Origin of the sequence: Enterobacter cloacae complex sp. 677-3DZ2D5B (genome assembly GCF_004136695.1) — a bacterium.
GTDB lineage: Bacteria > Pseudomonadota > Gammaproteobacteria > Enterobacterales > Enterobacteriaceae > Enterobacter > Enterobacter hormaechei_C.
Window position 1 is genome coordinate 521,480 of sequence record NZ_QFLS01000005.1, and the last position, 10,770, is coordinate 532,249.

At 49.0% G+C, this 10,770-nt stretch carries 15 protein-coding genes and 1 tRNA gene; all 16 read right to left on the reverse strand.

Going from position 1 to position 10,770, the window contains the following annotated elements; all coding sequences use genetic code 11:
* Positions 1 to 42 precede the first annotated feature (42 nt).
* The gene (locus tag DD597_RS09735) at positions 43 to 396 is read right to left on the reverse strand and encodes a hypothetical protein (protein ID WP_020690998.1); all 354 of its coding nucleotides are present in this window, start codon (positions 394 to 396) and stop codon (positions 43 to 45) included.
* A gap of 74 nt (positions 397 to 470) precedes the next feature.
* Complete coding sequence (locus tag DD597_RS09740; protein WP_232969507.1) at positions 471 to 2,813, reverse strand: phage tail tape measure protein; 2,343 nt, start codon at positions 2,811 to 2,813, stop codon at positions 471 to 473.
* 219 nt (positions 2,814 to 3,032) lie between these two features.
* A complete protein-coding gene (locus DD597_RS09745) occupies positions 3,033 to 3,263 on the reverse strand; it encodes a hypothetical protein (RefSeq protein ID WP_003859853.1) in 231 nt (76 codons plus the stop codon).
* A 1,095-nt stretch (positions 3,264 to 4,358) separates the two neighbouring features.
* Positions 4,359 to 4,628: a hypothetical protein gene (locus DD597_RS09760; protein WP_129256131.1), complete on the reverse strand. Its 270-nt coding sequence runs from the start codon at positions 4,626 to 4,628 to the stop codon at positions 4,359 to 4,361.
* Positions 4,629 to 4,635: 7 nt separating this feature from the next.
* The gene (locus DD597_RS09765) at positions 4,636 to 5,265 is read right to left on the reverse strand and encodes a glycoside hydrolase family 19 protein (RefSeq protein ID WP_023304238.1); all 630 of its coding nucleotides are present in this window, start codon (positions 5,263 to 5,265) and stop codon (positions 4,636 to 4,638) included.
* Complete coding sequence (locus DD597_RS09770) at positions 5,265 to 5,546, reverse strand: phage holin family protein (protein WP_022651286.1); 282 nt, start codon at positions 5,544 to 5,546, stop codon at positions 5,265 to 5,267. Before DD597_RS09770 ends, DD597_RS09765 begins: the two co-directional genes overlap by 1 nt.
* Positions 5,533 to 5,919, reverse strand: coding sequence for a phage holin family protein (locus DD597_RS09775; protein ID WP_032654570.1), 387 nt, complete (start codon positions 5,917 to 5,919; stop codon positions 5,533 to 5,535). Before DD597_RS09775 ends, DD597_RS09770 begins: the two co-directional genes overlap by 14 nt.
* A 178-nt stretch (positions 5,920 to 6,097) precedes the next feature.
* Entirely contained in the window at positions 6,098 to 7,069 is a 972-nt protein-coding gene (locus tag DD597_RS09780) for a P63C domain-containing protein (protein WP_047654304.1), read from the reverse strand.
* Positions 7,070 to 7,221: 152 nt separating this feature from the next.
* Positions 7,222 to 7,298 (reverse strand) — tRNA-Arg (locus tag DD597_RS09785).
* 419 nt (positions 7,299 to 7,717) lie between these two features.
* Entirely contained in the window at positions 7,718 to 8,527 is an 810-nt protein-coding gene (locus tag DD597_RS09790) for an antitermination protein (RefSeq protein WP_126340210.1), read from the reverse strand.
* Positions 8,527 to 8,664: a YlcG family protein gene (locus DD597_RS09795; protein WP_048244230.1), complete on the reverse strand. Its 138-nt coding sequence runs from the start codon at positions 8,662 to 8,664 to the stop codon at positions 8,527 to 8,529. The genes DD597_RS09790 and DD597_RS09795 overlap by 1 nt, the downstream gene beginning before the upstream one ends.
* Entirely contained in the window at positions 8,661 to 9,017 is a 357-nt protein-coding gene (locus DD597_RS09800; protein ID WP_129256132.1) for a RusA family crossover junction endodeoxyribonuclease, read from the reverse strand. The genes DD597_RS09795 and DD597_RS09800 overlap by 4 nt, the downstream gene beginning before the upstream one ends.
* The gene (locus DD597_RS09805; protein WP_045332200.1) at positions 9,014 to 9,307 is read right to left on the reverse strand and encodes a hypothetical protein; all 294 of its coding nucleotides are present in this window, start codon (positions 9,305 to 9,307) and stop codon (positions 9,014 to 9,016) included. Before DD597_RS09805 ends, DD597_RS09800 begins: the two co-directional genes overlap by 4 nt.
* A complete protein-coding gene (locus DD597_RS09810; protein WP_017692885.1) occupies positions 9,298 to 9,498 on the reverse strand; it encodes a hypothetical protein in 201 nt (66 codons plus the stop codon). Before DD597_RS09810 ends, DD597_RS09805 begins: the two co-directional genes overlap by 10 nt.
* Before the next feature lie 5 nt (positions 9,499 to 9,503).
* Complete coding sequence (locus DD597_RS09815; protein WP_129256133.1) at positions 9,504 to 10,106, reverse strand: DUF1367 family protein; 603 nt, start codon at positions 10,104 to 10,106, stop codon at positions 9,504 to 9,506.
* Positions 10,107 to 10,494: 388 nt separating this feature from the next.
* Entirely contained in the window at positions 10,495 to 10,719 is a 225-nt protein-coding gene (locus tag DD597_RS09825; RefSeq protein ID WP_129256134.1) for a DinI-like family protein, read from the reverse strand.
* Positions 10,720 to 10,770 lie beyond the last annotated feature (51 nt).

The following is a 10,770-nucleotide window of genomic DNA, read 5'->3' on the forward strand; positions in this document are numbered from 1 at the left end:
AAAAGCCACCCGAAGGTGGCTTGTGACAATATGAGAAGGAAATTAGCGGGTTTCACAACCAAGCTGAGACTTGTCGATAATCTGCGTGCCTTCAACACGGTAACCATATGTGCCGAACAGAAATGCGTGGTTTAATTGATAAATAACAACATCGCTTAGGCCTACGGAACACTTGTCTTTTTCAATAGCCCGATCCATTGCAGTTTTAACGCTTGGAATTCCCAGCGGGAAAATAACAATTGGAGCTTTGTCTTCACCAGTCACACGTTGACCTTTTTCAAACTTAGCTGCGTTCAGGTTGTAATTTTTAGTACTACCAACGGTCATATCAGCAACACGAACAGTACAGCCAGACAACATTAAAGCCCCAAGAGCTAAAGCCACTACCTTCTTCATTTTAAGTTTCCTTTGATTGCAATCGGAAACATCTTAACATGATGAATAATGTGATAAAACAAACACCATGTCTCTTATCTTGATTTTGTTGCATTCCAGATGAGCCCACCAGGCTGAAGTTGTTTCGCAATACCTGCCCGAACAGATTGATCAATAGTCTGCTTGTAAGCGCGAGAAACAGCATCGTTATTTGCAGAAGTCTGCTGCTGTGAATTTTGGTTTTGAACAACTACGGACGTTTGAATACTTACCCCACCGGCCGATGATGACTGAAGCCCATACATCGGAGCGTGGCCAACATAACCGCCATTTGCATAACCCTGTGCGCTTCGCATAAGTGAATAGAGGTTTCCAACCCCCAGCGCACTTGTTGCCTCTTTGGTGAAGACGAATTCGCCACCATGCACCACGCCTTTTGGCTGATACTTTCCTCCATCCCCTGTGTAGCCGCCAGTATCGAATTCCGGAACTGCGCCGCCACTAGAAAATCCGAAAAATGAACCAAATGATGTCCCCCCAAACGCAGACTTCATTCCATTAACCAGAGCCAGTTGCGTCAGCATCTGGGCGATGCCCTTCAGGAAAGTAGACAGGAAATCAGAGAAGTTAGATTTACCAGTAGTAAAAAAGTCAGTGAGCGTGCTGGCCATCCCGGTGAACGTATTGCTGGTAATCGTCTGAACCTGCGAGTAAACATCGGTCGCGCTGTCTTCAAATTCAGCCCAGCCCTTTTTCGCGCCAGTCAGCCAGTCTCCACGTAACCTGTCCTCTGCCTCATAGTAATCATTCGCCGCTTTGAGCTGCTTTTGATAACCCTCGTCGTCAAGCGAACCGCCAGCATTCTTCCAGCCAGCGGCAAGCTGACTCTTTGCCAGCTCACGTTGTGCCTGACGGTCACTCATTCCTGCACCGTTCACTAATGCAGCCTGCTTCTCTGCCATCTGCGTGACGTATTTCTGCGAGGTATCCATTCGCTTGTTCAGCTGTTCCTGTGCGGTAATCTGATCACCTAACAGGGCTTTCTGCCGTGCCAACTGAAGCACCTGGTCTTTACTCGCCAGCAGGGATTGTTCCTGCTTTGTCAGTGAACGTGAACGCGAGGCCTCCTCCAGCACCTGAAATTTCGCTTCAGTCGTCCACAGATCTTTGCGCTGCTGGCTGATAGTATCGTTCAGCCCTTTATGCTGCTGCAGCGCGCGTAACTGTGCCTGAAGCGCCAGTAACTCGGCCTGGGCAGCATCCGTGCTGCGATCGCCAGCTGATAAAGTGCCCTGCTTTCCGGTTTTGGTCTTTTTGCCAAAAGCAGCGACTCCTTCCCGATCCTTCTGGGTAGTTGCGGTACTTATCTTTCTGGTCGTATCGAGGTATTTACCTGCACTGATATCAGCGGCATCCCAGTCTTTTTTCAGCTGAGAGATACTGTCGCCATAAGCACCGGCCATTTTTTCGTTGTAGTCCTGCCATCCCTGCAAAGTATCTGTTTTAGCCCAGTCGGGAACGAGGTTAATAGCGGCAGCGATAGAGGAAGAAATGATCTGGTTCAGCTTCTGGAAAACGATCGCAACGCTGTAATAAATTGCGTTGAATTCCTTCAGGGTGTTTGATGCCAGTTCAGCTACCCACTGACCGATACTCTGCATGGCCTCAGACGCCCAGCCCTTGATATCCAGCCACAGGCGACCAAACGGTGTCAGCGAGTCGTAAGCCTGCTCCCCACGTTTTGCCATCGTATCGCCAAACAGGTCCATAGCCTGCGTAACGGCCGCGGTCTGGTCCTTTTGCTTTATCAGATCGTCAACATGCTTAAGTTGTGAAACGGTCAGGAAATTATATTGTTCGTTGAGACTCTGCAGCGCTTTAACAGGGTCTTTTTCGATGTCCTTATAGGCTTTGGCGATGTCCTGCGCCGAGACTATACCGGTCTGAACCGCCAACGCCGTGGAGCCCGCTGCTTTTTCAAGTTGCTGCTGTGTCAGCGATCCCATGCCAACCAGCTCAGTCATCAGACCCTGAACAGTTCCTACAGTAGCTCCAGTAGAGGCAGCAATAGACTGGGAGGAAGCCATGATCTGGAGCGCTGAAGTGCCGGCAATGTTGCCAGTCCTGATAATGGCCTTGTTGATTTCGTCGTAGGCGGTGAAGTAGTCCGATCCCGCTTTGGCCGCAATCAGTACAGCACCGGCCAGGCCACCAATTGCGACTCGGGCAGGGGTCACCATCGACAACATCGCTTTCAGCGCATTGCCTACACCGCCAAACGAATCACGGAGCTGACCGCCCTGCTGAATAGCAACCATATAAACCGGCATAGCGTAGTTCAGTCCCTGCGCTTCACACCATTCCTTTGGTGATACGCCGGTTGCGGCATGTTCGGACAGGAACCGTTGCTGAAGCTCTCCCCAGTCCGGTTTTGCCATTATTCACTCCAATAAAAAAAGCCACCAGCGAGTGCCAGTGGCTTGAATGTGGTAATCAGAAATGGGTTCGAACCGTTGGGACAAACAATATTAAGCGCTCACCCGCTGGATTAAAGTAGCATCACGCTTCGTCTGGCCGATATGAACTCCTGTATCACTCTACTGACGTATAGAACCAAGCATGCCCCATCCTACTGCTACGCGCCAGTCTCGCTGCTTTCAACCAATCAGAGCATCATAAGCCTCGATAATTTCTTTCCTGCTCACGTATCTGTCGGCTGCCACCAATATGGCTCCACTTTCGCCTTTCAGAAAAGTTGAAAAAAAAATCACCACATCCAAACACCTCACCTCATCATTAGCATACAGATAAAGAATCTTGCTCCGATAACTTCGAATTTTCAGCAACTTAGCAGGCTCATCATCAGCAAAAATCAATAGCTGTGCCATAAAATCTCCTTCTACACATAATTCCTTACAAGAGAAGATTGTTAGTCCCATGAACACTCAATCACATTGACGAATCTTTTGCCTGTGATTTACGTTACCTTTAATATCCCAAAAGTCTTTTTTAACTCATACACCTGAATTCAATTCTGAAAGAAGTGAAAATGGCAGCAAACAAATCACCAGGAGTTTAAGTTTATTTAATTAGTTATAGTGCAGAATGCTTAACCCTGTATATAGAGTTCGCTTCTTCGCACTTTTCTTTCAAGTATATGAACCGGGTGGATACTTCACTGTTTGAGCAGTTCGTCACAATGCAGTAACCCTCTACCCACGCCTTTTCATCCTTTTCGGCAAACAAACTTTCGAAAATGGCAACCCAAGCGCTGTTAGGCATGCGTTCCAGTTCAAAATACTTCATTGTCCCTCCCTCACGAAGGGTTCTGTACTCATCCAATCCTAAGATTTTCATACTGCATCTCACGGTCTTTTTAATGTTATGATTTCTAGCATCATATCCAGGCTTTTCCTACCCCAAAATCCATGGGACTCTGCATTTTATCATCATTAGCAACCAGCAGATGAGCTTTGTAATAGATGAAGAATGCGCATAAGAAAGCCATAGCTATTCATGTGACATGCCTGTCCTCAGTATTGGATTTAGGTTACCTTCTGGATAAAAACTTACCCATCAACATTAAAAATACAACGATTCCAACAGGCACTCCAACAATAGGTGTAGCGAACGCGCTTACTCCCACGGCGGCAACCATACCTCCCAAAGTACTAAACATGATGGGTATGATTAACATAATGATAGCCTGGGGTATTCCTGCCTTCCAGAGGAGTAACACCATAATGACAACAAAGAACACCATGAGAAAAGGCATTGTTTGCCCCCTTAATTAAACACACACTCTATATAACGACCATTTGGAAAATTTATTTAGTTATCTTTCAATTAAGGCCTACTTGCAGTTCGCCTGCCACGCTTTGTTATGCGCCAGGATGTCGCGCTTCGTCTGCCTGTCCAGTACATCCCAGTCGTGCGCTGTGCAGTAGATGGGTTTAACCCAGTCGCAAGACGTATCGGCTACCTCAACCCTTACGGGTCCAGTTGTCCCGCAGCTCGCGATCAACATCGTCGTCAGACATATGGTTAACAGTCTGCTGTACATTGCTGGCCTCTTTCGTTGCTTCTACCCGGCGTTCGGCTGCTGCGACCGTTGCCGCTGCGTTATCTTTGGTGCGCTTCTGGTCGGCTTTCGCTTCAGCTTTGCTGGTGCCGCGAATATGGCCCAGGCCAAAAGCGCCTGCAATGGCGGAAATCACCAGTGCGGCCAGCCCGATTATCGTTTCGATACCCACTCTCACCTCACACCAAAACTGATTTCGCCAGATTAAACAGCGCACGGCGTTTATCCAGCCCGTTGCGGCCGCCATTGATTAACAGTGTCACGCGCTCAATGTCGCCGGAATGAAGAAGGCAACCGCGGGAGGCATAGAACCATGCGGCAGAGCGCGCGGCGTATTCATCCTTTTCAAGCAGCTCCGGATGAGTAACAAGGTCCAGTTTCAACGCCTGGCCACAACTGCGATAGTTGCTCAGGCCGGTAATCTGTTTCAGCCCACGACCGCGATATTTCCAGCCATCACCAGCGACCTGATTGCCAAGGTGTTCTTTTCCCCACTCACCACCGTATACCAGATTGGCGATCGCTTTCTGGTTTGCCGGTTGCGTTGCCGTTCTGCCAAGTGCGGCGGATTGCTGTTGAGTGATGCGGTGGCTGCCGAACGTCGGTACCAGGTTTTCAACCGCGTAATTCAGGTTCTCCACCAGTCGGGTAAATCTGGTGCTTTCATGCCCCATCTGGGCAATAAACATGGCCTGATCAAGCGGTGCGGTGATGCCGTATTCCTTCATGGCGGCGTCGATATGCGGAAACCAGCGCGCAGCTAATCCGGCGCTAATACCAGCCGCCTTCTGAAATTGTGATTGGTTCATTAGTGCCTCAGATGATCAACCAGACGTGCAACGTTGCCTTTGACGGCCACCAGCACGGAAAGGAATATGATATTGGCCGCAATGGTGGCCCATGATGAATGCGGGTAGATCCCACACAGGTACGCCAGCGGTACAGCGCTGTAAGTGACGGTAATCAGCCAGGCTAAACGCGAAATCCATGGCCGATGCCGCGAATCACCACGGCGGTAAAACATCAGAGTAATTACAACTCCGGCGCAGAGCAGCGCGTTGATAGTTGCTGTTGGGTCATTTAGTACCACCTGAACCTCCCCGGCGCGTTATCAGCGCCACCAGCGAGCCGATGTCCTGCTTGTTCAGGAACGTAAGGATTTGAACGGCTAACGCAGAAGCTATTACGGCACCAATAGCATCCAGAGGCTTCTCGGTGTACCCCGTCCAAAATGTGAGTTTTGACCCCAACAACCCCGAACAAAGAATGCCGACGATATACGACACGAAGAAGTAGGCCAGGCGACGTAACACACTCAGGTCAGCTGCTGTCGCTATGTAGAATACTGCGCCTGCAAATGCTCCAAAAACAACACCGTAATCAGTTCCGGTCAATAGACCGTAAACACTTGCTCCAGTCAAAGCTAAACCGGCCAGCCCTGTGCCGGAAAATGGATCGGACATAGGTCTCCCCTCATATAGCTGTGTATCCTCTCAGTAATGAGGGGAATAAAAAAAGCCCGCACGGGAGCGGGCAACGAATGCAGATATTTATTTTTTTCAATTTCAGAACGAAGATTATCGGCAGTATTGGGAAAGACTTTAGACAATAAAAACCCGGCGCGGTGGCCGGGCAGAAAGTTTATAATTCTGGCTTCATACGGCCAAAAACTTTTTCAATGCCGGCCTCATACTCCTCTTTGTTGTCGCTCATTGCTGCAACGCCAAGAAGTTTGCCGATGTGTTGTCGTAAGGCCTTGACGCCAATTTCAGAAAGGAAGAGGTGTAACTTATCTGATTGCTTTCCATTCTCATCCCTACTGGCGCGAATTTGCTCTAATATCTTCCCCTTACTCTTAGCCAGTGGGACGTAAATTTGCATATTAGTCAACTGTCCAAAGCGGATCGGCCTGCCTTTTTCCGGACGATTAAGTCCATATAACCGATACCATTCTTCATACAACTCGTCGGGAAACTCTTTCTCATATTGGCGGGCTTCCTCTCGTACAAATGCCTTAAAAGCATCGATTACCTCTTGAACTTCAGGTCGATAACCGGCCAATGCATAGGCTACGCCTTTTATACCTGATTTAGCGGAAGCATTTATTAGTTTTTGAGCTGTATCGGCAGCAGGAATTCTAGACGGTGGCAGAGCATCGGCACTTTTTGCATCTATCAGCGCCTTTCCGATATCAACGATCACATCAATATCAAACCCATGAGCGTTATTGATGTTTTTGGACTGCCCACTATATTGAAAATTAATAGGATTTTCAATTTTCGCTATTAAACTTGGACCACCAAACTCCTTCATGTAACCAGCGCTTAGTAGTTTATCGACATCCCTTGCGAAGTTGCCGATACCTAAAAGTCGAGCAAGTCCAGCCTTAGTAACTACTGCGGTTTTCGATTCATCACTTAAGACATAACACTCAGCATCTATTCCAAATTCATCTTTGAAATTACCCATATGGGTGGCTTTGTGAATTTTATCCCTCCACCTTGCAGCAGCAGCCTTTTTGGCAATGTCAGAACGCTGCTCTTTAGTAAGAGACTTAGCCCTAGCAATCCCGCCCTTAGCTTTACCCTTTGGATCTTTCTTATCGTCTGACATATGCAAGCACCTTTCTGTAAAATATGCTTGCATAATAAACAGCAATCAAAACACATAGCAAGCATTTTTCACTATTTCATGCTTGCATAGTCAAGAGCATATAAAAGGCCGCCGGATGGTAGCCTTCAGTAAACGAATGTTGTAGTGCTTAATGGTCCGCCATCGAGGATTTGAACCTCGAACCACAGAGGTAGAAGCTCCGTGCACTGTCCAGTTGAGCTAATGGCGGAAAAAAAAGACCAGCATTGGGTTGCTGGTCATGGGTCATGGGTCATGCAGTTGTCTCTGCGAAGCGGGTGTATACCCCACCCAGTGTTATCAGTATCGAGAGCATTATCAAATGCCATAAAAACTATAGCACTGATGAAAAAATTCACTCTGTCAAAGGCCATCAGAAATGACCTTTTGCTCATAACGGGAAGCCAGCTCTCCCGAATGCTTAGTGTCACGCCTAAGCAGGACATGAAATCAGGCTTTCCGTTGTGTTTAAAACGAAAAAACCCCGCGGTATTAACCGCAGGGCTTTAAGGATTTCTTGCTGGTCGGAACGAATGAACGGATTCCCAGCGTTAGAGTTAATGCTAGCCGAAAATTCCGCAGACCTCAACACCTTTTTTCTCTGACAATTGAGCTTTATAGAAAATCAGCCTACATCGTAACTGACTTTAAGGCGCTGTCTGCATAACCTTCTTGCCTGTGGCATTCTTCCACCAGCAATTCAAACAGCGGTTGCAGCTGACCGTAAGCGGTGGTTTTTTTTACATCCCATACGGTGCGGACGCCCTCCAGCACATTGGAAAATTTTAGCCGGGCGTAACCTCTCCCCGTGCAACGGTCACACACCTTCATGACCGGCACGCCCTGTTCCTCTGTCTTTTTCTTATCCAGCACCCTCCCTTTCCCGTGGCAGCGACACGCATTGCTGATAACGCCTTTGCCGTTACACGCTTTGCACAGAACGCGCGCGCTCTCCCGAACTGATTTCCACTCCTCCCAGTATGAGGGGTAAACACCCTTTGTAACTTTTGCCCATTTTGGCGGCTTGCCGTCAGGGTATTGGATTTTGTTGGTGAATACCTCGACTTCGGTAAAACCGCTACCATCGCAGCAGTCACATCTGCGAACGCTTGCCGCACTACGGGCGTAATCCTGGTATGCAAAAGCACACATAATTTCGAGAACGCGCTGCCGGACTTTTTCATCGAGTTCTGTAACTGATTTAAAGCGTCGGCATAGGTCCAACGATGCTCCATAAAGCGCCTCCATTGCCCGGTCAGGGCTGCTGATACCAATTTTTGCAAGGTATAAATCGAATCCAAACCCACACTTGGCGTTAACCATTCCAAGCGCGGTCATAACATCAGTTCCGGTAAGATTGTCGGTGGCAGTCGCCCTCGAGGAGTCACTGAACATCGGTGATTTTGGCGCGAAATATTTAGCTATTGATTCGAGGTTCATTATGCGGCTCCTGCTGAATGATAGATTCGAACAAAATTACGAAGGATGCGGTAGTCCACCAGCACTGATCCCCGGTAGCGGTAAATGCGAAGGCGCTGCCAGCGCGCGCGTAGTACCTCAAGCGTTTCTGGCTTCATGTGGCCTCCCCGATGATAATTTGCCCGGTTTCTCCCCAGATTTTGGTAACCCGCCCGTCCCAGACATGGCTATCCTCGTCAAACACTGCATCCAGCAGAGCTTTTTCCAGATTGTCTTTGTCCGGCTTTTGTTGATGAGGCTGGCCGACATATTGCGCCCGCTTCGTCTTACTCCAGCTCTTTGGCATGGGGATAACGAACGTGACGTGATATCCGGACTCAGGCAGACGGATGCCCAGCAACCTGACATGTTCTTTGTATGCCCAGTACGCTGCTGTTGCTGGCCGTTTATGCCATCGGTCGCGCTGAGTCATTCGGGGTTTGCCAATCGGCGTAATTTCGTAAATTTTCATGCGGGCACCACCAGCCCGCGGCGGGCAACTTCAATCACTGTCAGAACAATCGCGCGGTCCATAAGCTGCCGACGCTCATCTCTGTTCAGCTTATTCCCGTTATCAATGCTGTCATGACAGCAAACGCAGAGCGCAGCTGTCGCACAGTCATCGGTTTTTAATCCCATGCCTTTCCCTTCGTTTCGGTGTGCCACTTGCGTCCCCCATGCTCCACAAAGAACACAACGCTCGTTCTGCCCGACGGCGGCGAGCCATTTTTTGCTACGATAAATAGCCACGCTCACCCCCATATCCGGTTTTGCCACCGGCGATTTATACGCGGTGGTTTATTGCCTTCAGGCAGCCGGGCGCTGACGGTCCAGGTGAGATAATCTGAGTTCAGGTTGCGCTCTACCTTCACGCCGCGGCGCTGGTATTCCGCAATGAGTTCTTCGGACTGCTGGGTTGTGCAATCGGTATGATGGAACCAGGTCTTCTTCATTCCCGTCACCCCGCGAAGCTCATGAGTTGCGCAGCGGCGTTCTCCGCCTCGCGCTGGTCCCTGAATGCCTTGGATAATACCCAGCGCCAAAGAACATCGAGCGCAGCTTTATAAAGTTGCTGGAACTCGAGTTCGTCCATGTTGGCGAATGAGATGCTACGTGGATGCTTTTTGAGTGTGCCGTCAGGTAGCTGAATAGCATCAAAGTGCCCTGCCTCGACGATTACCCATGAGCGGTAAGCATCGAAGGACTTGCACAGGCTAATTCCATTCGTGACCCGGCGGTATGCGACTTGCTCCAGATACTGCTCAGCAGCATCGATCAGCGCGTTCTCATTCCCGCCATAAGAAGCCAGGAACTTTGCGTAGCCGGTGATTAGCTTCCGCTCGTTACTCGAGATAGCCCCGCCGATTGGTTCCCAGTATTCAAAACCGAGATTGAGAAGCGCGAAAAATCGCCGGTGGAATGCCGGGTTTCGTAGTCGCCTGAACTCGGCAACAAGAACATCGCCGAGCCGGGTTTTGGATTGCAGGATATCACTGGTCTCGGGTGTGGCCGGGATCAGTATTCCTGAATGGTGTTTGATAAGTTGTAATTCCAGCGCCATGGTTCTCTCCGTGGCGCATCAGGTATAGGGTGTTCAGGCCTATGAAAGAATGATATCAGACGTTGGTGTAATTCGGTACCCAAGCCGTTTTGCAAATTGCATAAACCCGTTAAGAGTGAATATTTCTTCCTCTTCGAGTAACGGTCGTAATGAAACTATTCCATTTACTCGATAAACCAGATATCTGCCCTCAGCCGGGAAGCTATAGATAACTGCATTATCGGCCCTTCTGACCACGTCGTACCATTGATCATCTGCATTAAAGGCATCTGCACTACACACTATTTCCCCCAAAGCGACTTATTGACGCGGTAAACAGTAATCGGGAACAGCCAGGGGAACGCGAACAGCGATACTCTTTGAAACTGCTCCAGTGAAATTCACGCGATTAATAAAACCACTCCTCCGCGCTCTCCCTGGTCTCCTGTACGATATGTTCGACCTCTTTCTTGTCGCCTCCGAAAACAGTCAGCCCATCATTGCTGGCACGCTTAATCGTAATCTGGCAATCATCGAACTGTTTACTAAGCCTTTTGAGCAGTTCTGACTCGAGGGCAGGTATAGCTCCATCAGGAAGTTTCTTCATGCGATCAATGGTTAGCTCGATTTTCATTTTCCCTCCGCAACGAAATACTGTATGTATGTGGGTCTTCCCTTGTTGTGG

What these genes read in the sequence shown, in the direction of transcription:
- DD597_RS09815 (WP_129256133.1), bottom strand. Translation starts at nt 10,106, where the DNA reads ATGGCGCTGGAATTACAACTTATCAAACACCATTCAGGAATACTGATC.
- DD597_RS09740 (WP_232969507.1), bottom strand. Translation starts at nt 2,813, where the DNA reads ATGGCAAAACCGGACTGGGGAGAGCTTCAGCAACGGTTCCTGTCCGAA.
- DD597_RS09810 (WP_017692885.1), bottom strand. Translation starts at nt 9,498, where the DNA reads ATGAAGAAGACCTGGTTCCATCATACCGATTGCACAACCCAGCAGTCC.
- DD597_RS09790 (WP_126340210.1), bottom strand. Translation starts at nt 8,527, where the DNA reads ATGAACCTCGAATCAATAGCTAAATATTTCGCGCCAAAATCACCGATG.
- DD597_RS09775 (WP_032654570.1), bottom strand. Translation starts at nt 5,919, where the DNA reads ATGTCCGATCCATTTTCCGGCACAGGGCTGGCCGGTTTAGCTTTGACT.
- DD597_RS09795 (WP_048244230.1), bottom strand. Translation starts at nt 8,664, where the DNA reads ATGAAGCCAGAAACGCTTGAGGTACTACGCGCGCGCTGGCAGCGCCTT.
- DD597_RS09800 (WP_129256132.1), bottom strand. Translation starts at nt 9,017, where the DNA reads ATGAAAATTTACGAAATTACGCCGATTGGCAAACCCCGAATGACTCAG.
- DD597_RS09745 (WP_003859853.1), bottom strand. Translation starts at nt 3,263, where the DNA reads ATGGCACAGCTATTGATTTTTGCTGATGATGAGCCTGCTAAGTTGCTG.
- DD597_RS09805 (WP_045332200.1), bottom strand. Translation starts at nt 9,307, where the DNA reads ATGGGGGTGAGCGTGGCTATTTATCGTAGCAAAAAATGGCTCGCCGCC.
- DD597_RS09825 (WP_129256134.1), bottom strand. Translation starts at nt 10,719, where the DNA reads ATGAAAATCGAGCTAACCATTGATCGCATGAAGAAACTTCCTGATGGA.
- DD597_RS09780 (WP_047654304.1), bottom strand. Translation starts at nt 7,069, where the DNA reads ATGTCAGACGATAAGAAAGATCCAAAGGGTAAAGCTAAGGGCGGGATT.
- DD597_RS09765 (WP_023304238.1), bottom strand. Translation starts at nt 5,265, where the DNA reads ATGAACCAATCACAATTTCAGAAGGCGGCTGGTATTAGCGCCGGATTA.
- DD597_RS09735 (WP_020690998.1), bottom strand. Translation starts at nt 396, where the DNA reads ATGAAGAAGGTAGTGGCTTTAGCTCTTGGGGCTTTAATGTTGTCTGGC.